Source organism: Paenibacillus sp. MDMC362 (assembly GCF_003269305.1).
Lineage (GTDB): Bacteria > Bacillota > Bacilli > Paenibacillales > Paenibacillaceae > Paenibacillus_AQ.
In genome coordinates this window covers 91,052-111,282 of record NZ_QLYT01000025.1, presented here as the reverse complement: position 1 = coordinate 111,282, position 20,231 = coordinate 91,052, and the positions used below count along the sequence as shown (strand labels likewise).

Here is a 20,231-nt window from a genome sequence, read left to right as displayed (position 1 = left end):
GGTGACTCAACGAGCATCCGGCTCATGCAGCGGCAATTCCGCGACAAGTCCGTCGCTTTGGCGGATCCATGTCTCAAACTGTCGCTCATCCGCTCTTAATCGAATGACTCTTGCGCCCGTCGGAAATTTGTCTTTGCGCGCACCGTCTACATAACTAACGTAACGAGTAGACCTCCCATAACAAAGACGAATGCCATGCAGTGTCCCGCAGTAATCATTCGAGTGATCATGTCCGACGAACGTGCCCATAACATCACCCATCTCCACCATGGTGGCGAAGAAGCCGGAGTTCAGTTCAGGCGAGCTGATCCATTCGCTGCAGTGCCCCTCGCACACCTTCGTCTTCCACACCTCTTTGTATTCCGGGAGCGGAATGTGGAAAAAAGCCAGTGCAGGCAAAGGCTCTCCACCATTTCGATCGGCTAATTGCCGAGATTCAGATGCATACCATTCGATTTGATCACGGCGTATCCAATCGTATCCGCCCACCGCATCCATCGGTGAGTAATCACCGCTGTCGAGGAAGAACAACGAAGCTGCCGGCCTTCCCTTGGAATCGTCAATCGCCAGCACATAATTTCCGGCTCCGCTTACGCCCGGTGGATCCGGTTTGGCCACGCAATATTCATGCAGGAGCTGCTCCTCATGCATCCTTTTACGCGGTACGCTCCCTTCCGAGTCATGGTTGCCAAACACAGCCGCCCATGCTACGCGGTTTTCCTCAGCGACAGCGACCGCGCTGCGGAACGATTGCAGCGGATCTTTGCTTCTAGCGCTTGCCGTCAAGTCGCCTGCAAACACAACAAGATCCGGCTGCTCAATCGCAATGACTCTCTCCATCGTCGCCTTCGTCATCGCGTCGAGAAGCGGCGTTTCCGGATCGAGGTCCTCAGCGTCAATAAACTCCACATCAGAAAACTGTACAATGACAAACGATCCATCCTCACGAAACTTCAGCTTTTTCTCCAAGATATACCCGCCCCTTTGCCACATATTCCTTCCAATACCATAACCCGATCAAAACGAATACAGCAGCGCACGCCAAATACATCGAAGTCACGCCATACTGCGAGCCGACCACCCAATAAATTAACGTCGGGCCGATCGCCGCCCCTAAATCGGTAGATACGGAATAAGCAGTCATGACTGTAATAACGGAAGTGCTCTTCGCAGCGTCAGAAGCCATGGCGTCCATAATGGTGCCAAGCGCAGTGCTTGTGATCATGACAAAAATAACGATAACAATCCAAATACCGAGCGGCAGCTGCCACGGAAGTAAGGCATAGCCCGCCGCCGCACCCGCAAGCGAGAGCATAAATAAAGGCAGCCTTCCTCGCGGCCCATCCGTACGCTGTCCGAACCATCGGGCCAAGAACGGCTCCCAAGCACAGCGAAGCGCTGTCAATACGCCCCCTAACACCGTGCTGCCGATGATCAAACCGAACCACGGGATTCCCTCTGGATAACTCGTATCAATAAGATACGTAAGCGTCGCACCGAACACGGCATGCAGCAAGGATATAATTAATCCGCTTATCACGATTTTCTTTACCTGCAGCGAACATACCGTTTTTGTCTTACCGTGAGGTAATTCCAGTTGATGTGTACCGGATGCTTTCCCCGGACTTATGGATGCCGCGATCAACGGAAGTCCGGCCAATGCCATCATGCCAAAGATGATCGAGACGGACTGCAGTCCGAACATGGGTACGAGAAACCCTCCGAACAGCACGCCAACCAAGCTGCCCAGGCGCCACAATCCGTTATACGTTCCCATATACCGCCCTCGATTGGTATCGTCGGAGTATCGAATGACGGTCAAATATCCGCCCATTCGCATCAAGGACCATGCAATTCCCCACACCGCCCTCAAAGCTATCCAAAGCACGAACCCTTTGAAGAAGCCGTACCCTACTGTGGTAAGGGCTGCTAACAAAACAGAGATGAACAGGCCGGTTCGAAGCGACATGCGGTGATACAGCCAGCCAATGACAGGATTAAGGGCAGCCTTACTAGTCGGTTAACGGACAACAGCACGCCTACCTGCCAAAGGGCGTCCAGTCCCGCTTCCTTCCAATACACGGGGAGGACAATGTACAGCATCGAGTCGCCGAAGAGGGTTAGCGCCGTTACGATACCGACAATCCTAATCTGACGCTGTTCTATAGCGTTGCTGCTGTCACTCGTCATAGATCGACGATCAGGCCATCGTAAGCCACCTTAATGCCCGCGGGCTCGAAAGCGCGTTCAAAATCATCATGCAGAAAATTGGAATTGTGTGTAAAATGAGTCACGTAAATAAGACCGTCACGCCCGATCGTACCTTCTTCCCGCCATACGCGCTGGACCTCCAGCACACTCTCAATCCCCATATGGTTTGGATTTCGCTTATTGTTCGTATAGCTATGCGTACAATCAAGGATCGCCATATCGATCCTTTTCCCTTGAAGCCATTTCCAAGTATCGTCATTCAGCCATCCGGTGTCATTGCCGTAAAATAGCGTTTTGCCCCCTTTTTCTATGTAGAACAGCAAACAAGTTTCCATGGGGTCATGATTCGCAAGCAAAGGAGTGACCCTTGTATTGCCCAATGAAATCGTGTCGAACGGACGCAATAAATGGAACGCAAACCTGCCTCCAGCGTCCGGACCCAGTGCAGTAACGGTCTGGCTAATCGCAACATCGTTGCCATAGATATGTAAGGGGTGATCGATACCGTGTGCAAATCCTTCAATTCGGTTGTACAGATCCGATGGCTGAAAATGGTCGTAATGCGTATGCGTAAACAACAGGTGCTCTATGGCGCCCAAGTCGATCCGATCACGGAGCGCCTGCATATGGGAATCTGCAGAATAATCAACCTTGATCAAATTGTCGATCAAAATAGAGCTTCTTGTTCGAATATTTTTTCCTCCAAGCGACCTCGCCTTGCAGCAGGCCTCGCAGCGGCAGAACGGGTTTGGAAATCCTTCGGCTGCGGCTGTGCCTAAAAAATGAATCTTCACTGGTTTCTCCTCCTCTTGGAAGACAATGGTTAAATTATCGATTCCTTGATTTGATACAAATAATACCACATATACACAATCAATCACATACAATATTTTTTTCTGTGCAATCCTTTTTCTATAAAAACTAATGACCAAAAAAGGCTCAATTTGAACGATTGACTGCCTGTTCGAAAGCACAATGGAACTGTGTGAGCCATGTCGGAATATTAGAAACATACAAACACACACAAATACATCTCCATTACAAGCACCTTCCAAATAAATAAAAAAAGATTCCTGGTTCGTGGAAACCAAGAATCGTTCATACGGATTTTTATTATTTGTATACGATTTTTATGCCGTTCTTGCGGAATTGTTCAACGATATCTCGGTCGATTTTGGAATCCGTCACAAACCGTTCGACTTCCGCTGCCCCGCATACTTTGATAAATGAATTTTGTCCGAACTTGCTGCTGTCTGCGAGGGCGATGCAGCGCTTCGCGTTCGCGAGCATTATTTTTTTCACTTGAATTTCGCCGACTCCGTAATCTGTAATCCCTGCTTCCAACGTAACCCCGCTCATACTCATAAAGAACAAATCCGCATGGAAACGAGATGAAAACTCTTCCGCCAAATCGCCGATGATGCTTTGCTCTTCATGACGAATTACGCCCCCGGTCATAATCACCGTATATCCTGGCATCGAAACGAGTTCGTTGACGATCGGAAGCGAGTTCGTAATCACGGTTAATCGATCGAACTTGGCTTTCAGCGCCTTCGCAATCTGGGTGTTTGTCGTACTGGGATCAAGCGCGATGGACATCCCTTCGGTCACATAACGTACCGCGATTTGGGAAAGCTCCGCCTTCTCTTCCATATATATCGATTCGCGGATCGGCAGCGGGATTTCGCGGCTATAGTCGGGCTCCTTCAGAATCGCCCCGCCGTGCACCCGCCGCAGGTAGCCTTCGCTTTCTAAATATTCCAGATCACGTCTGATCGTCTCAAACGAAACTCCGAAATGCTCCATGAGCTCCGACGCTCGGATCGATTTGTCCTGATTCAGTTTCTGAATAATGATTTGATGCCGCTGCTCAGCAAACAACTGCTCCACTCCTTACTTGCCTAAACTTCTTAATTAGAAGTTTACCATAAAAGCATGTAATCCTCCTGTTCTAACTGATTGTGCTATTTCGTTTAAGATCCAGCCCACACTTATTTTAACAAATAGCTTCATCAACCGTATGTAAATCGGACTTATCATGTAGCCAGTCGGGTTAACGGAATATCTTTTACCCGTGTTCAGCTGCCGGATTCGGTCCATTTCTTTGTCGCTTAGGTCAAAATCGAAAATTTCGGTGTTTTCCTTTATCCTTTGCAAATTTGACGATTTAGGGATGATAACAATTCCTCGGTTTATATGCCAGCGTAATATGACTTGTGCAACTGACTTTTGATGATTACGAGCAATCTCAACGAGAACCGGATGCTCCAGCAAGGCCTTGTTTCCTTGTCCGAGTGGTCCCCATGCTTCATGCAGTATCCGATCACGAACCATATAATCATGCAGATCGTGTTGTTGAAACTCTGGGTGCGTTTCGATCTGATTGATCATCGGTGATATCCGAGATTGCTTTTTGAGCTGCTCCAAATGCTCGATTTCGAAATTTGCTACGCCGATGACTTTAATTCTCCCTTCCATGTACAAATCTTCCATCGCCGCCCATTCAAATGATGAGAGAAGCTGGACGAGACAGATGAGTATGCAACCTGATCTCTCCCACTCGCATTCCGGGATTTTGCGGTCCCTCTATCAAGGTTTTAAGAATGGCTTGTCTTGTTTCATCACCGATTGCGACCAGTACCTTTTGGTTGTTTTTGAACTCCTTAGCGATATCGGCTGCAATTTCCTGATTCACCTAATCCCCCCCGTTCGTTTAACCGTTTAGTCTTATTGACCAACCTAGAATAACACACTAGAAGATTCGAAATGCTATCGGTAAAGCAAATGGAGATCCATATTTTTCCACAAGTGACTTGACCATCATTCATCTCATATCGCCGTGAGCCCCTCTTTTTTCCGTAAAAAAGTACAGTAATGCCAATATCGGAAAAAGAACGCCGACACACATTGCCGCTTTCCAGCCGCCCATGGCGTACGCCCAACCCCCGGCTGCGGAGCCAAGGGCTCCACCCGTAAAAAAGATCGCCATATACATGCCGTTCAGCCGGCTGCGCACCTCAGCTCCCAAAGCGAAGATTGCTCGCTGCCCCAACACCATGTTGGCCGACACGCCCATATCTAGAAGTATGGCAGCAATAACGAGGATAACGATAGAGAATACAGAACCCCCAGGAAACATAATCGGCAAAAGTCCCGATAGAATCACCAGCGCGATGGACAATCCCGTTGCCGAACGTATCAGGCCTTTATCTGCAAAGCGGCCAGCAATAGGAGCCGCCGCCGCACCAGAAACCCCTGCCAAAGCGAAAAGTGCTACGCCTGTTGAAGAAAAATGGAACACCGGACTCGTTAAAACGAGCGGAACCGTTGTCCAGAACAGACTAAACATGCCAAACAAAAACGCGTGATACAGTGCGCGGCGCCGCAGAATCGGCGTTGTCTTGAGCAGATGCAGCATGGATGAGATGATAACCGGATATTGGTCCTTCGTTTGCGGCTGCCTTGCCGGAAGGACTTTTGCCAATACAAGAGCCAGTACCAAGAGCATAGCGGAGGAAATCATAAAGATGGCATGCCAGCCGAAATATGTATCCACCATACTCGAAACCGGACGGGCCAGCATAATACCCAATAACAGACCGCTCATTACGTTGCCTACATTACGTCCACGCGTCTGCTCAGGGGAAAGATGCGCCGCGTATGGAACTAGGATCTGGGCCGCAACGGCCCCGACACCTATTAACAAGGAAGCTGCAAGAAACAGAGCCGCACTTCGGGCTCCAGCGGCGATGATCAAAACAATAGACGTCAGAACCAGCAGCGTAACCACCAACTTGCGGTTTTCAAGCAAATCCCCCAACGGGACGATAAATAATAAGCCGATCCCGTAGCCGATTTGTGTCAGCGTGACGATCAACCCTGCAGATTCTGAAGATAACCCTATGGCCGAGCTGATCGATTCAATTAAAGGTTGCGTATAATATAGATTTGCAGCGATCAACCCACAGGCAGCAGCAAGGATCAGCGTGATCCATGTAGGTGCGGATTTCTCCAGCCTTCCCTTTGCATGTTCAGTCATTGATAAACACTCCTTCTTTGAATTATTGCGTTATTTTACAGGAACGTTCGTTCCAGAATATAGATAGCTTCCCCCTAGGCTTATAAGCAAGGGAAAGCCCTTTTTTCGGAATGATCATTCCAGTTTGATGAAAAAAAAGGGGTCAAAGCATCTCGAAGACCGCGTTCATCATACCGTGGACTTTATTAATATCGCTTTTGACTCTGGCCATTACGTTAATGCTATGGTTGAGGTTCAGCAGCAGGTACGATAACGTTTTAATATCTTTCTCCGGGGCTATTTCTCCCGTTTCTTGCCCTTTCTTCAACGTCTCATAAAACAGCTCCTCCAATTCCGTAAATCTTTGGCGAATCATACTCTGCAAGGGTTCATCCGCCGTGTTCAAACCAACGGAAGCATTCGTAATCAGACATCCATTAGGGAAATCTTCGCCGTGCGTGGCAAAAGCGTTCATGATATGCAGCTCGAAATACTGGCGGATGCCCGCGATCGCAGAAGTTGCATGTATCATTTGATCACGTTTTTTTTGCGACATTTTTTTATAATATTGGATAGCCTCGTAATACAGTGTCTGTTTATCCTGAAACGTTTCGTACATACTGGATCTGCTCAAGCCCATCGATTCCAATAAATCCGGTATGCTTGCAGCTTCATATCCTTTTTCCCAAAAAACGATCATGGCTTTGCAAAGTACTTGCTCCCGGTCAAATTCTTTGGTTCGTCCCATCGACGCTTCCTCCTTTTCTACATGAGTATATATCAATCGGAACGAACATTCCAGTATATATTTTTCAAACAGCAGAGGGCGATCAAAATGATACGGACTGAGTAATTAATCACCATCAAATCCGCCTGGGCTTCCAACAACAAAGAAGAGAAACATCAACCTACTCATGACATTTCTCCTCATTCGTTCATTTAAATAGATTTTCGATGACCCCACGGTCGAAGTCGTTTACAATTTTATATTCCTTGCCATACCTTTTGTGATTGCTCGAACCGTTATGGATTCGCACGTGGTCAGGGCTAAAGAAGAATACAGAGAAGGTCGGGCCATTTCGGCCCTGAAACCAAACTTCATATTCTTCGCTTCCGTAATCCACTCTGCTGGTTTTACGCAGTTTGACTTCGGAAAAGCTGTTCATAATCCGCTCAATCTCCGCAGGATCTGTAATTTGTATCTCTTGCTCGTTCGGACGGAACCGATTTTTCCTGACGCTCATATGGCTGATGGTCTTAGGCTCAATCAACTGATCGAGGACCATCTCCTTAAACGATGTTCTGTTTTGGGACGCCGAATATATTGTTGCGCTGATTAGAATCAGGACACAAATTGCCAGAAAGATATACCATGTACGCTTATTCAGCCGTTTCTCCTCCCTCGTCTCGAAATTAAGCGTCCATTCTGATTATAACATCAATCACAGCCCAAAATTATCCAATATTCTAACCATATGTAAACAACATATAACCATGCTTGCTCCATCCGATCCTCCCATTTAGGATGACTGAAAATCGTCGATCAACGAAACCCCATGTATAATCCGCATCCTGCTATCCCTTAAAAAGTCGCGAGTCCAATCGTCTGGTTGACTTAAATCCCAGCTTCGGTGCATGCCGACGACTACGATAATTTCACGCAGCCTCAGGAAAAGCCCCAACTGATCCTTCCAGCCCTCAGGCATTTGACGGCCATCCTCTGTATAGCCTCGCTCAAAATGTTTCATGAAAAGCTCGTACAGCGCCTTTCGTTCAACTTTAGAATCTTCCCCATATACATACAGCAGGTAATATAGCTGGATCGCAATGTCTTCGACATACCAGCTATACTGGCATTCGTCAAAGTCGAAGAGCGTTATTTCCCCCGACTCATCAACCATAAAATTTCCTACATTGATATCTCCGTGTATCAAACCGAAATTATCAGTAGTAACGCGGAGACCGGACAATTGTCTCTTAAGATCACCAAGCGCAAGAAGAATGGGTAGGTGCTCTTCCGGTATATATTTTGGGGCCTGTAAGAGGTATTCATTGTTTTCCCAAGTGGGTCTATGTACCTTTTGTTTGTAACGCTTCGACAGTTCATGGAGACGGCCGGTCAGGCGTCCACATTGTTCGTAAAGTAAGGGATTGCCTAGGCATTCCGGGTATCCGATTTTACGACCAGGCGCATACCTGAAAGAGGTCACGTAGAAATCAATATGAGTTCCTCGGATTCGTTCGAAGTCGTTTCCATTCATCGAAGATATCGAGTCCGATACTGCCAGACCATGCTCTGAAAGATAACGAATCCATTCTATTTCAGCTGTAAGTTCTTCTCCTGTTCGATGAGTGCTCGCTGTGAAACGGAGGATATATTTCATCTCATTGCGATCGTAGGAATATATAAAGTTTTGAAATCCTCCAAGGAAGGTCAGCTCCTTGGAGCTGACTCCGAACCGCGCTGCACCTTCGATGGCATGTTCGTCCAAGAACATTAATTTTATGTTTTGGTCCATACGCCCTCCTGTCATGCGAATCCATATTCTTATGATCCATTTTATAGCATTATATATAATTTTGGCTATCTACTGCGGTATGGTTTGCTGGGAAAGCCATGTTTCTTCGAACTCCACGCAATAGCCAATGCAATGAGCAGCAGAATCAACAGCACTCCCGGAAACGAATTGACTCCTATAAACTCCAGCAAAGCGCCGCCGACAATCCCCCCACCAGCGATGGCCAGATTCCAGACGGTGGTATTGATCGGCATTACGATATCCACTCCTTCTTCACCACTTGCATCGGCAAGCGCCGTTTGCAGCATGGTGGCGGCACCGCCGAAGGTAAATCCCCATAATGCCACGACCGCATACATAACGAATGCCGATGTGACGCCCGTCCATAGCGCCGCGGCTGCCAGCAGGAAGCAGAGCAGACTAAGAAGCACTAGCAGGCGCAGGTGTCGATCTATCAACAGACCCACAATCCAGATCGAGATAAGTGCGAATGCTCCAAATACAAGCAGGACCAGATCAACACGCCCAGCCAGTCCCAAAGGCTCAAGAAACGGCGCGATATACGTATATAAAATGTTGTGTGCCAGCATCCATGTCAAAACCACCATTAGAATCGGACGGATGCCGGGCATAACAAACACCTGACGGATGGTCATTCTTTGATTTGCAGGTTGCCCGGGATAGTCCGGCACCTGCCACAGAACCCATCCTATTAATACGAGAGTCAGCAGAGACATGAGTCCGAATACAAGGCGCAACCAATCAGGTCACCGAGCAAGGTGCCCACCGGCACACCGAGTGTAAGAGCGATCGGAGTGCCAACCATCGCGACTGCTAAGGCACGCCCTCTTAGAGCATCCGGAACCATACGCCGTGCGTACCCGGCAATCATCCCCCATGCGGCACCCGCAGATACGCCTGCAAAAAATCGAGCGACCAAAGTCAAAACATAGCTGCTAGACAATGCGGTCATCGAGTTGAAGATCAAAAAAACCTACAATAATGGCTAGCAGAAGCGAACGTCGTCTCATCCCTCCGGTAAACATCGCAAACGGAATTGCCGCCACAATGGAACCCAAAGCATAGGAAGTGACGAGCTGCCCGGCCATCCCTGTTGTAATATTCAAACCTCCCGCAATATTTGGATTGACCCTCCTCTCTTGTCAAGGACTTCTGGATCGATTAGTATAGAATTAATAAAGGAGGGGCATTTATATGGCACGAACGGGACGTCCACGCACTTTTAACCGTGACGAGGCAGTTGCTTCCGCCATGCTTCTGTTCTGGGAACACGGCTACGAATCCACTTCGCTAGCTCAGTTGCGTGCTGCCATGGGCGATATTTCTGCAGCGAGTTTCTATGCCGCTTTCGAATCAAAAGAATCCCTGTTCCGAGAAGTGATGGATCAGTATATCTCGACTTATGGACAAGTCTCTGAAAGATTCAGGGATACACGCCTGACATCAAAAGCGGCCATCGAACAAGGACTCCGAGGATCGGCTCGAATGCAGACAGAAAGTTCCCACCCTCTCGGCTGTCTGTTGGTTTTGTCCGCCGTGAACTGTTCACCCGAGCAACAACATATCCGAGAGATGCTTGCCAAGGAACGAGCAAGGGTCCACGGTTGGCTAACAGAGTGTATCGAGCGAGCCGTAGCCAATGGAGAGTTGCCGGAATCAACGGATATTCCCATGCTGGTAACCTTATTTGAAACATTTCTGCAAGGAATATCAACGCAAGCCCGGGACGGTATTTCGTACGAAGCAATGGATGCTGCCATCACTCAACTGATGAGCTTATGGGATGCCTTATCGAAGCAGTCAGGCTAACGAGAGCGTCATTAACCATAAAATAAATGAACAAAAAACCTGCTAGCCATAGCTAGCAGGTTTTGTTCTAACCATGCTTCATCTGTTGCTGAAAACTCGGTCTTTTCAGTAAGCATCGCATCCGGGACGCCGATTCTCACCCGTATTTTTTCAAGCATCAAGCAGTGTAATCAGTTTTTGCAGGAGAGCAGGCTCCTCGTTTTGGAATTCATCGAACCGAAGCCTCAGCCGATCAAACATTTCGTGATCTTCGCGAAGTTCATGACGAATGTACTGATCTCTCAGCTTCATCGCCCTTTTGGTGATATCCTTGTAGCCAGCCACCAGCTCGTCGTCATACGGGATGATCCCCTCGTCCACCAAGTATCCGATCCGTTCGCTCATCATTTTTTTGTGTTCCCAGAGCACATGAAGATGTCTTACATCGTTACGGTCACCGAGCCGGGAATCGTTGCCCTCTGCGGCATCAAAGTACAGCCGCAAATAGTCGTACACCTTGATTCCGAATGCTTCTTCGTTGTCCGAATTGTAATTGATCCGGTTGAGATGGGTCTCTCCGTTTAGATAATCGCGCAGCTGGTCAATCGCTGCCGTTTTATCAAAAGGATATGGAGAATGCGGCTCGTACTTATAAAAGTAAGTATGATGATCGGCCGTGAGCTTCTCCTTTAGAAGATGCCTCATGGACTGAACGGCGTCCTGAAACTCCCGGAATGGGATCTGCAAATTGCGGTATACTCCCGTACGATCGAACATAGACGCATTGAAGACCCTTTCGTCCCAATCGTAACCATATAGAAAAAGATGATGCGGGAACGGCTCTTTCTGATAGGAGGCCGCAGGCGATAACCTGGCTTCATCCAAAAACACAACGCAATAATAGCCGTTTCGGATTTGATCCGCGATAAATTTCGGCCAAGCGTCCAATGCCAAACTCTCCAGAATCGTATAATTGACCGAGCAGGTGAGAAGAAACGGGTTGTTGAAATTCAGTTCGTTGGGTTTGCCTCGAAAGAAATCAAAATAGTACTGCCTGCCGTCCTCCAGAAAGTTTTTTTTGCAGAACAGCTGAATAAAATTGCTGTAAAACCAAGGCATCGTTTCTTCATGGATGCTGGTGATGGAAAGTGTGTAGGCCCACCGCAAAAATCCTTTAAGCGGCGGATTCACGACCGGTAGCTGAAACGCGTTCATCTGATTCTTCCCCTTTCTAACAAGTATCCGGAATCGAGATAACATTCTTCCGACGATTTTGCCCGACACATCTACTTCTTTGTCTGATGCTTAGGATGTAAGCTCAGCTTTTTTCGCCCCACCAAACTGCCGGCTTAACTGCTCGCGCTGCTGTAACCCTTCACGGCCTGTTTCCAGACCAGCTGTACAGCTGCAAAGAGCAGAAGCGAAGCGATCAGCGCCAAGCCCGCATGGAGCCAGTTAATCTGCCCAAGCAGAAACATTGGTCCGAAATTGGTAATAAGGAATAGAGGAATAACAAAGGTCCCGACCCGCCGGACCCAGGCCGGGTATATTGCCATAGGGAAATTGTTGGCGTCCCAAATGGAATGCGCGATCTCCGACACAGAGCCCGTCTGGACGAACCAGAATGAAAGCAGCGCAGGGATAATCATCAGGCAGTAAGTGATGACAACGGAGACGAGCAGCAGCAGGGCAAACCCCGCGAGCTGCAGGAACGTCAGCGGAATATCCATCGCATGCCAGCCGATGCCGATCATGACGAACCCAACCAGAATATCAGGGATCGGCAGCGCCAAATCGACGTAACGCAAGGAAGCCATGAACTGAAGGGATACCGGCTTCGTCAGCATGAAATCAAGCGAGCCGTCTTTAACATATTCCGGAATTTTCATGAAATTTGTAAAAAACAGGCCGACATAAATTCCGGTCACCACCGTGTGCATGCCTATAAATAGAAGCAGCCCTTCGGGCGGTATGCCATCAACATGAAGATCGGTGCGGAACACGACCAGCACATATAGCAGCTTGGCAAGCAGGTAGACGGATTCGACCAGCAGGCTCATCATGAAATTGCCCCGAAACTCCATTTGGGCGATGAGACAATTTTTGATGAATAAACCGTACAGGCGCATGTATTTCCTCGTGATTTTAAACATATGCAGCGTCCGCTACCCCCCTACTGCCGAATATTTCTTCATGGAAATGCGCCACGTCAGACGGGATAACCAGAAGAACAGCAGAATCCACCCACACTGGATGAGCAGCCCTTGGTACATAGCCGCCGCTTCCGCTTTGCCGCTGAGGATATTGACCGGAAAATAAATCGTATATGGGAATGGCGTGTACTGAAGCGCCTTCACAACCGACTCCCCGAAAATCTCGAGCGGAAACATGCCGCCGCTTAAAATATTGACTAGCAGACTTGTAATGACAAAAAAATACGAGATCTCATGCAGATAAAATGCACTCGCGCAGATGCAGTAGGCGATCAGAAAGTTGAGCATTAGCGCCCCCGACAGCGTGACCGCGAACAAGATCAGGCGTATGGCCTGGAGCTCCAGCACGCCACCCGCAGATGCGAACCCAATAATTCCGACGAGCAGCAAAGCCGTAATCCCGTAATAGATCGCCTTCTGACCGAAAAAGGACACCAGCCGATATCCGAAATAGCTGACCGGTTTGATCAAATACTTGTTAAGACCTCCGTTTTTGATATCGTCGGCAATCTGGTGTTCGAACTGAGTCGAGATCAGCTTGGACACCAATCCCGCCAAGATCGTATACAAAATAATTTGACCGTACGAATACGAGAACAGCGCAGCTTGACCGGAATGCTGGTACACCGCCGTCCAGATGAAATACTGGACAATAATCGGGAAGGCGGCCCCCACGAGACCCAGAACAAAGTGAAAACGGTATTCCATCGAATGCTGGACGCCCATTGAAAATACAGCCTTATACAATTTGCGTCTGTTCATCCGACGGATTCCTTGCGGTAGAGCATCGATATGCTCTCCTCAATCGCCACGTCCTCGATCGTCCAGTCAACGATCGGAAACGAATCGAGGACGGCACGCGCCACTTCCTTCAACCGGTACTTTGGCAGCTCCAAAACAGCGTTGTAGTCGTCTGCGCTGACGATTTTCCCGAACTTGGCCAATCGCTGCTCGGCAACGGGTTCAGAGAACTGCAGCCTTATAATTTTCTGCTCGCCAAAAAGATCGTTGATTTTATGAAGATCACCGTCATACAGAATACTGCCTTCATTGATGATGATCGTCCGCTTGCACAGGTCCTCCACATCCTTCATGTAGTGGCTTGTCAGCAGAATCGACGCACCGAACTGTTCATTGTAGTATTTCAGAAACTCCCTGACCTTCTTCTGCGAAGGGAAATCGAGGCCGATCGTCGGCTCATCAAGATAAAGCAGCTTAGGCTGATGGATCAGTGCGGCGATGAGCTCCATTTTCATCCGCTCCCCCAGGGACAGCCGGCGCACCTGCACATCCAGAAGGTCCTGCACATCGAGCATTTCCGATAGCTCGGCAAGACTCCGACGGTAGAGATCATCGTCCACGTCATAAATACATTTGTTCAAATAAATCGACTCGCTGGCGGGAAGGTCCCACCAAAGCTGGTTTTTCTGGCCCATCACGATGGAGAACAGCCGTTTGAACTCGTTCTTTCGCTCCCATGGCACATAGCCGAGTACATCGGCTTCCCCGCTCGTGGGATATAGAATGCCCGATAATATTTTGAGCGTTGTGGTCTTGCCCGCCCCATTGGGCCCGAGAAATCCGACACACTCGCCGGGACCGATATCGAAGGAAACGGATTTAACCGCTTCCTTCACCAGTGACTTGCGGGCAAACAAATTTTTTAATGAATGTTTGAGCCCGGCTTGTTTCCGGTAATACACAAACGATTTGTGCAGCTCCCGCACACGGATAAAATCCATCTCCGATCCTCCAAACGTTTGCCTGATTTGCCTAATTGAACGGCATAAAGTTTAAACGCTTAAACTCCATTGTTATAAAGCAGTACGCATTTTGAACAAATCGGCATCAGACCGCAGGCCAGAACCTCGCGCTGTTTCCGAAGATCCTCGCCATGGAATATATCCGCCACGCTATCTTCATACAGATTGCCGACACTGAATTCCGGGAAAAACTTGCACGGATTCACTTTGCCGTCCGGCATTACGTCCATCCGGTTCGAGATCGAGAAGCACTTCGTCCGGTTCATGGCCGGCTTCTCGCTTCCCCGGATAAACCCTTCCACCTCTTCGGGCTCCAGTGCCGGTTGATAGCGTATCCGTACATTCCATACACGCGAATTGACACGTTTCAGCTCTTCGATCAGCGTGTCAAAATGGTCCGGCGAGATATGGAACGTGAAGGAGTGCCAGCTGTTCTTGTGGTCGTCCGCGAAGCGGGAGGCAAGGTGCGGGAAATGAGCATCGAAGTAGGCGTCCATTCTCTCCGCGGTCCCGGAAGGGATGTACCAAGGGAAGCAGAAATATACCGAATCTACGCCCATCTCTTCAAAGAATTCCATAAAGCTGTATAGCTGGCCGACCATCTGATCATTTACCGTCAGAGCTACGGACACTTTGCCTTTGTACAGGCCCTGCTTTTGTAAATCCAGCAGCAGCTCTATGGCGTGGATCACTTTCTTGAACGTGCCTTTGCCCCTGATCGCGTCATTCTCTTTCTCGAAGCCTTCGAGGCTGACCAGCATGACCAGATTTTCTGACATCTTCAAAATGGAATCCAGCTTCTGTTCAATGAGGATCGCGTTCGTGCAAATCGTTGTGTACCGGTCTTCTTTGGCCAGCAGCTCCGCCAGTTCATCAAACTTGGAGTAGAACAGCGGCTCCCCGCCCCACAGGAATACGCGCGATTTGCGTTCTCTCGTTTCGGCCAGCAGCTTCTCCACGACAGGAATCTCGATTTCGTCGTTCTTTACTTCTTTGGCAAAGCCGTGATGGAAGCCTTCCGGATTCCATTCGAAGCAGTGCTTGCAGCGCAGGTTGCAGCCGTTATTAAGCTTGATCCCGATCTCATAAGGCACGGGGGCCGCATATGTCGGATCCTCCTTGAGCTTCCTTCCCGTTTCCGCTAGCGGCACCAGGGTTCTTTTCATATTGCGGAATGTCAGTTTATCAAACGTAACTGCTGTTTTCGGCTGCATCGATGTTCCTCCCATAATGGTTGATTTTGGATCGCTGCTCCAGCAAATATCTGCAAATCTCCTGCAGTTTAGGTTTTGAAAAATCCCGGGCTTTCCACTCCGCAAAACGGATACCGAAACCACGGGATTCCCAATAATCTGCATTATGAAACTCATGGTCGCCGAACGGTTCCAGCATAACAAAAGGGATTCCGAACGCCAAAGAGTCGTTTAGCGTCGCTCCCCCCGGTTTGCTGATGATTGCGGCGCAATTACGCATCAGGTCCGTGTAAGCGGAGTAACTCCCGAGCGGAAACTCCCGGAGAACATCGTCTTGCCGGACATAACGGACCATCGGCGGAAACGTGTGACACCCGTGCGCATCCTTGCTCCACGGATCCCAGGCGGTCTCCGTTCCGAAGTAGCGCGTAACCCCGTCGTCCTCCTTTACCTCGGAGGGATCATATACGATCACATCAAGGCTGTGGCCGAGCTTTTGAAGTTCTGAGATCGTCCCGGCATAGGTCCCGATCCCCCAGCCACCGCCATGGATCAGAATGCGTGCGGTACGCTGCGCATAAGGCAGAGGTTCTTCTTCGTCCGAAGCAAGATAGCTGCCCGGCGACAGCTTTGAAGGATCGTAGAACCAGACGTTGTCATAGCCTAGGTATAATTGCTTGTGCACCTTATAAGACGGTGTATCAATCGCATCCAACCGAATCAGTCGGATATCCAGAGGGATGCCTGCAGCTTCCTTATAACGCTCCAGAATCGGCAGCCAGAAGCCGGTAAAGACTGCAAAGCGGGAGATACCTGCCTGTCTCCAGCCTTCCAGCATCCTCCGAACCGCCTCCTCGTCGAGAGAAGAGTCAACGGGCTTGGCCAGCTTATGCCCCATACGGGCAACGGAGAAATCCGCGTGGAATGCTTTTTTAGTGGACCGAATCTTGTGCCGGACTTCTTCGTGATACAAGTTTTCCAGAACTTGAACGTCCGTTCCGACACCTCTTCTTCGCAGGTACGTGTGCAGATGCATAGCCGGAATGTATGCGCCGAGAGAATTCCCGGACGCCAGCAAGGTAACCGAAGATGAACACATGGGCAGCCTCCAGGTTCCAGATTTAGTTGTACACTTTAAGGGACAAGTCGGCGAGCACCTGCCGCAGCCTTTCGACCAGTTGGCTGCGGTGTCTGTCGTCACGGCCCACCACCGATACATACAGCCGCCCTTTCAGAATGCCTCGCTTGTTCTGTACTCCTTCGGCGATACGGCGCCGGGTCAGAATCTCGTTCACCATGACGGTATTGGATGATAGCGGTATGATTCCGAAATCCCCGGGTGTTATTAACAAAAGACTGGATTCGCGTAAAGCTTGCAGGAGTTTCCCGAATGTGAAGCCTTCCGGAAGACCGAGTGAGAAAAACGTAAGCCAGCCGGTATGGCCGCATGGTTCCGACCATTCATCGAGATAGGCGTTAATCAGTCCCATGGACTTGCGGGCATTGATCTCCACAATGGATACGACCTCTCCATCCTCCAGTATCATGGAGTCGAAGCAGACGAAGCCGTGATAGCCGTCCTCGACCAGAGCCCGGAGCGCTTTCTCCATCACGGTAAAATAACCGGCGTTCTCAAGCATGCCGGTAAAAGATTCATCGGCTTTGATAGACCCGCTGTAGTTTTGCTGGTGATTCATCATCCGCTGTACGGAGATGAACTCCGTCTTTCCATTCTCCCGGATGAACCAGTGGGAACTGAAGTCGGTCACCTTTGGCAGCAGGGGCTCCAGCAGGAATTGAACCTGCAATCCGCTCCCCTCCTGTCTACGCAGGTGCTCTGCGATCCTCCGCTGCGTGGCTTCACTGTCGATGAGCAGGTTGCCCTTGCCCGAAACACCGAAAGGGTCTTTCAGCAGATATGGCCCTCGTTTCAGAAGGGTAGTTCCCATCACCTCTACTTCCGCAGCGCTGTTTGCCTCCAAGCCCCGGCTTTTCTCGCCGATTCTATTCAGGAGCCTGCTCGAGTATATCTTGGAGTTCACACGTACAACCGTCTCCATGTCCGGTAATGAATTAAACGGTTCGGCAGCATGAAGGTAAGCTTCCGTTTCTGCCGTAATAGCGTACGGCGAAAGAATATGTGCGGCGTCGGAGAACAAAGCCTCATCCGGTGATTGTCTTTGCCGTAAACCGTTAGCGGCATATATGGAAGGGGTTGATTCCGGCAAGACCACACCCTTTGAATAACCGGCAGCGGCAGTCTGCCGCATCCTGTTTGCCGGCAAAAGATCCTGGGTTTGTTTGGCTGCAAGGCTGAACATACACTGTTTGAACACATCCGATCCTGGTAACGATTTATCCTCATCGTTCAAATCAAAGTGATAACGGGAACGAAAAGCAAAACCCAGTCCGTTCAGGTATTCGTGCAGCGCAGGATCAATTTTGCAACGCGTGTGAAGGACGTCGTCCTGTCCGCAAAATGGAAAAAGCAGCTCGTCCATGCATAGGACAATCGATTCTCGTTCCTTATCGGGCATCGCGGGCAGCCGGGCCAGAGCCGGATCCCTCCAGCGGGTTTCAGGATCGAAGGTACCCATCACAATTTTCGGAATCACATGGGGTTCATTGTTTGACATCTTCGTACAAGGGCTGCTCCTGCGATTGGCAGCTTTTGAGGAAAGTGATAAATGTGTCGATCGACTGGAGGTGTTCGTAATCGAATTGGTCATAGTCAATGACCACGTTTAACTGATCTTCGACTTTGAGCATAAACTGGATCATTTGCAGGGAATCGAGGCCTATATCGTTGTTTAGATCCGTTTCGGGGGACAGGCTTTGGCGGAGTTCCGGTTGGTCTTCCTTGATAGAGCACAAAATGTCTACGATTTTATCGTACATGACTACACTCCTTTAAAGGGTTGATTTAAGAGGTACAACCGAATCCTTACGTTTAGAGATTCCATTTGAATACAAACTTCTTAAACGATTCCCTCCTTTTTCCATAGTTACAATTATTATCTGCTCGGTGTTAAAATCTGTCAACAAAAAATATACCATGATTCGATAGAGTGAACCTTGCCGAATGCTGCACGCTGATAAGTATTAAATCAGCCGCATAATCGACGGCTTCCTATGTGTGTACGCTCTCTTGTTCTAGCAAAAAAAGGAGCTGTAAGGTCATCAGCTCCTATCTCTATTTATGCGACAATTACGCCAACAAGTATGCGTTGGGTGCAGCACGATCTCTGGGAAGTTTTTCTATGGATTACGCTAGCAGCTACATCCCTGCTTTTACTTGCTTGTATAAAATGCGGTTCACTTTCTCTGCACTCAGCCACATGAAGATTAGAAATGCCAGCACAACGGAAGGGAATAATCCGATGCTTGTCTGCGAAGCGATAAGTCCAACCATGGGAGGAAGCAACGTGGTCCCCGTATAGGCGACAGCCATTTGATATCCCATAAGTTTCGCCGAATGCTCTTTTCCAAATCGGGCTGGCGTTTCATGAAGAAGACCAGGATATATCGGGGCAAGGCCAAGGCCAATCAGCATAAATCCCAACAGAGAAAAGGATGGAGTAAGAGGCAGCATAAGGATGATCCCCCCTAGTATGGTGATGAGCTGTCCATAGCGGATCAACAGACGATTGGCGACCTTGAGCGTGATAAAACCGGTAATCAATCTTCCTAGCGTAATGCCGCCATAATATAAAGAGATCCATACGGCAGCCGTATCGGCAGAAATATTTTTAGCACCTACAAGGTAACTGGCTCCCCACAACCCCACCGTGGATTCGACCCCACAATAGAATAAAAATGCTGTAAGAGTTGGTTTAACGCCTCTAATTCGAAATATGCTTGTTATTACGGTCTGCTCCTGTTGCCGTGAATCCGTGACGACATTGGATTCATTCTGTGGTTGCTGAAGCTCCCGCATTGCAGCGAGTCGCTTCCATATAGGCAGCGTAATAAGCAAAATGATAACAAGCGAGAATTGAATTACGGATACAGCCGTATATCCGCTCCTCCAGGTGTTGTGATCTGCAATGTAAGAGGACATGATGAGGGGGCCCATTGTTGCCCCTACACCCCAAAAGCAGTGTAACCAGTTCATATGATGCGCCTTGTAGTTCTCAGCAACATAAAGATTCAATGCGGCATCCACGGCACCCGCCCCCAGTCCCAATGGAATGGCCAGAACGACAAACCAGGCCATGGAGGGTGCCATAGAGAAACCAAGCAGCGCTCCTGCAGTTAGGATGCAGCTAAACAGGGTGATTCTCCCCGTCCCTAACCGTTGGATCATGGAGCCGCTTGCCAAACTCGATACGATGGTGCCTCCTGCAATAACCATGGACACGATTCCTGCAGAGCCGACGGAAGACCCAATGTCGGGCCATATCACGGGCCAGGCTGATCCAAGTAAGGAATCGGGTAGTCCCAAACTAATGAAAGCCAGATAAATAATAATCAAAAACCATGTTGCCAAAAGCACACCTTCTCCC

The 20,231-nt window shown here is 49.1% G+C and carries 21 protein-coding genes and 2 pseudogenes; 1 reads left to right on the top strand and 22 read right to left on the bottom strand.

What is annotated here, in order from left to right; all coding sequences use genetic code 11:
• Positions 1–6 precede the first annotated feature (6 nt).
• From DP091_RS14470 to DP091_RS31885, 13 genes and pseudogenes are all read right to left on the bottom strand, one after another.
• Positions 7–969 carry a metallophosphoesterase family protein gene (locus tag DP091_RS14470; protein ID WP_113058968.1) on the bottom strand — a complete coding sequence of 321 codons (963 nt, stop codon included), beginning with the start codon at positions 967–969 and terminating at the stop codon, positions 7–9.
• Positions 944–1,996, bottom strand: a pseudogene (locus DP091_RS14465) (MFS transporter); the annotation flags it as partial. The gene DP091_RS14470 and the pseudogene DP091_RS14465, both read right to left, overlap by 26 nt.
• Positions 1,997–2,186: 190 nt before the next feature.
• Positions 2,187–3,005 carry an MBL fold metallo-hydrolase gene (locus DP091_RS14460; protein ID WP_113058958.1) on the bottom strand — a complete coding sequence of 273 codons (819 nt, stop codon included), beginning with the start codon at positions 3,003–3,005 and terminating at the stop codon, positions 2,187–2,189.
• Positions 3,006–3,324: 319 nt separating this feature from the next.
• Positions 3,325–4,101: a DeoR/GlpR family DNA-binding transcription regulator gene (locus DP091_RS14455; protein ID WP_306438120.1), complete on the bottom strand. Its 777-nt coding sequence runs from the start codon at positions 4,099–4,101 to the stop codon at positions 3,325–3,327.
• Between the two features lie 24 nt (positions 4,102–4,125).
• Positions 4,126–4,704 carry an aldo/keto reductase gene (locus tag DP091_RS14450; RefSeq protein WP_113058956.1) on the bottom strand — a complete coding sequence of 193 codons (579 nt, stop codon included), beginning with the start codon at positions 4,702–4,704 and terminating at the stop codon, positions 4,126–4,128.
• A gap of 11 nt (positions 4,705–4,715) precedes the next feature.
• Positions 4,716–4,906, bottom strand: a pseudogene (locus tag DP091_RS14445) (ArsR/SmtB family transcription factor); the annotation flags it as partial.
• Positions 4,907–5,035: 129 nt separating this feature from the next.
• A complete protein-coding gene (locus DP091_RS14440) occupies positions 5,036–6,250 on the bottom strand; it encodes an MFS transporter (RefSeq protein WP_113058955.1) in 1,215 nt (404 codons plus the stop codon).
• Positions 6,251–6,392: 142 nt separating this feature from the next.
• Positions 6,393–6,977, bottom strand: coding sequence for a TetR/AcrR family transcriptional regulator (locus tag DP091_RS14435; RefSeq protein ID WP_113058954.1), 585 nt, complete (start codon positions 6,975–6,977; stop codon positions 6,393–6,395).
• A gap of 187 nt (positions 6,978–7,164) precedes the next feature.
• Entirely contained in the window at positions 7,165–7,500 is a 336-nt protein-coding gene (locus tag DP091_RS14430) for a hypothetical protein (protein ID WP_258394515.1), read from the bottom strand.
• 249 nt (positions 7,501–7,749) lie between these two features.
• A complete protein-coding gene (locus tag DP091_RS14425) occupies positions 7,750–8,748 on the bottom strand; it encodes a phosphotransferase enzyme family protein (protein WP_181469807.1) in 999 nt (332 codons plus the stop codon).
• A gap of 65 nt (positions 8,749–8,813) precedes the next feature.
• On the bottom strand, positions 8,814–9,506 hold the full coding sequence (locus DP091_RS14420; protein ID WP_258394514.1) for an MFS transporter: 693 nt from the start codon (positions 9,504–9,506) through the stop codon (positions 8,814–8,816).
• Complete coding sequence (locus tag DP091_RS31890) at positions 9,473–9,694, bottom strand: MFS transporter (protein ID WP_258394513.1); 222 nt, start codon at positions 9,692–9,694, stop codon at positions 9,473–9,475. The genes DP091_RS14420 and DP091_RS31890 overlap by 34 nt, the downstream gene beginning before the upstream one ends.
• Positions 9,695–9,704: 10 nt before the next feature.
• Complete coding sequence (locus DP091_RS31885; protein WP_258394512.1) at positions 9,705–9,875, bottom strand: hypothetical protein; 171 nt, start codon at positions 9,873–9,875, stop codon at positions 9,705–9,707.
• 88 nt (positions 9,876–9,963) lie between these two features.
• Between DP091_RS31885 and DP091_RS14415 the strand changes: the two genes are divergently transcribed.
• The gene (locus DP091_RS14415) at positions 9,964–10,578 is read left to right on the top strand and encodes a TetR/AcrR family transcriptional regulator (protein WP_113058951.1); all 615 of its coding nucleotides are present in this window, start codon (positions 9,964–9,966) and stop codon (positions 10,576–10,578) included.
• Between the two features lie 150 nt (positions 10,579–10,728).
• On the opposite strand, the gene DP091_RS14410 is transcribed toward DP091_RS14415, so the two are convergent.
• The 9 genes from DP091_RS14410 to DP091_RS14370 all read right to left on the bottom strand — a co-directional run bounded on the left by DP091_RS14410 (position 10,729) and on the right by DP091_RS14370 (position 20,215).
• Positions 10,729–11,772, bottom strand: coding sequence for a hypothetical protein (locus DP091_RS14410; protein ID WP_113058950.1), 1,044 nt, complete (start codon positions 11,770–11,772; stop codon positions 10,729–10,731).
• A gap of 134 nt (positions 11,773–11,906) precedes the next feature.
• Positions 11,907–12,710 (bottom strand): ABC transporter permease, encoded by an 804-nt coding sequence (locus tag DP091_RS14405; RefSeq protein WP_113058949.1) that lies wholly within the window; start codon positions 12,708–12,710, stop codon positions 11,907–11,909.
• 12 nt (positions 12,711–12,722) lie between these two features.
• Entirely contained in the window at positions 12,723–13,532 is an 810-nt protein-coding gene (locus tag DP091_RS14400) for an ABC transporter permease (protein WP_113058948.1), read from the bottom strand.
• Positions 13,529–14,512, bottom strand: a complete 984-nt coding sequence (locus tag DP091_RS14395) for an ABC transporter ATP-binding protein (RefSeq protein ID WP_113058947.1) — start codon at positions 14,510–14,512, stop codon at positions 13,529–13,531. Before DP091_RS14395 ends, DP091_RS14400 begins: the two co-directional genes overlap by 4 nt.
• Before the next feature lie 59 nt (positions 14,513–14,571).
• Positions 14,572–15,747, bottom strand: coding sequence for a radical SAM protein (locus DP091_RS14390; protein ID WP_113058946.1), 1,176 nt, complete (start codon positions 15,745–15,747; stop codon positions 14,572–14,574).
• Entirely contained in the window at positions 15,719–16,825 is a 1,107-nt protein-coding gene (locus DP091_RS14385; protein ID WP_113058945.1) for a glycosyltransferase family protein, read from the bottom strand. The genes DP091_RS14390 and DP091_RS14385 overlap by 29 nt, the downstream gene beginning before the upstream one ends.
• 22 nt (positions 16,826–16,847) lie before the next feature.
• The gene (locus DP091_RS14380; RefSeq protein WP_113058944.1) at positions 16,848–18,362 is read right to left on the bottom strand and encodes an ATP-grasp domain-containing protein; all 1,515 of its coding nucleotides are present in this window, start codon (positions 18,360–18,362) and stop codon (positions 16,848–16,850) included.
• A complete protein-coding gene (locus DP091_RS14375) occupies positions 18,349–18,624 on the bottom strand; it encodes an acyl carrier protein (RefSeq protein WP_113058943.1) in 276 nt (91 codons plus the stop codon). Before DP091_RS14375 ends, DP091_RS14380 begins: the two co-directional genes overlap by 14 nt.
• Positions 18,625–19,003: 379 nt before the next feature.
• Complete coding sequence (locus DP091_RS14370) at positions 19,004–20,215, bottom strand: MFS transporter (protein WP_113058942.1); 1,212 nt, start codon at positions 20,213–20,215, stop codon at positions 19,004–19,006.
• Positions 20,216–20,231 lie beyond the last annotated feature (16 nt).

What these genes read in the sequence shown, in the direction of transcription:
- DP091_RS14425 (WP_181469807.1), bottom strand. Translation starts at nt 8,748, where the DNA reads ATGGACCAAAACATAAAATTAATGTTCTTGGACGAACATGCCATCGAA.
- DP091_RS14375 (WP_113058943.1), bottom strand. Translation starts at nt 18,624, where the DNA reads ATGTACGATAAAATCGTAGACATTTTGTGCTCTATCAAGGAAGACCAA.
- DP091_RS14435 (WP_113058954.1), bottom strand. Translation starts at nt 6,977, where the DNA reads ATGGGACGAACCAAAGAATTTGACCGGGAGCAAGTACTTTGCAAAGCC.
- DP091_RS14405 (WP_113058949.1), bottom strand. Translation starts at nt 12,710, where the DNA reads ATGTTTAAAATCACGAGGAAATACATGCGCCTGTACGGTTTATTCATC.
- DP091_RS14415 (WP_113058951.1), top strand. Translation starts at nt 9,964, where the DNA reads ATGGCACGAACGGGACGTCCACGCACTTTTAACCGTGACGAGGCAGTT.
- DP091_RS14385 (WP_113058945.1), bottom strand. Translation starts at nt 16,825, where the DNA reads ATGTGTTCATCTTCGGTTACCTTGCTGGCGTCCGGGAATTCTCTCGGC.
- DP091_RS14400 (WP_113058948.1), bottom strand. Translation starts at nt 13,532, where the DNA reads ATGAACAGACGCAAATTGTATAAGGCTGTATTTTCAATGGGCGTCCAG.
- DP091_RS14450 (WP_113058956.1), bottom strand. Translation starts at nt 4,704, where the DNA reads ATGGAAGATTTGTACATGGAAGGGAGAATTAAAGTCATCGGCGTAGCA.
- DP091_RS14390 (WP_113058946.1), bottom strand. Translation starts at nt 15,747, where the DNA reads ATGCAGCCGAAAACAGCAGTTACGTTTGATAAACTGACATTCCGCAAT.
- DP091_RS14380 (WP_113058944.1), bottom strand. Translation starts at nt 18,362, where the DNA reads ATGTCAAACAATGAACCCCATGTGATTCCGAAAATTGTGATGGGTACC.
- DP091_RS14410 (WP_113058950.1), bottom strand. Translation starts at nt 11,772, where the DNA reads ATGAACGCGTTTCAGCTACCGGTCGTGAATCCGCCGCTTAAAGGATTT.
- DP091_RS14440 (WP_113058955.1), bottom strand. Translation starts at nt 6,250, where the DNA reads ATGACTGAACATGCAAAGGGAAGGCTGGAGAAATCCGCACCTACATGG.
- DP091_RS14395 (WP_113058947.1), bottom strand. Translation starts at nt 14,512, where the DNA reads ATGGATTTTATCCGTGTGCGGGAGCTGCACAAATCGTTTGTGTATTAC.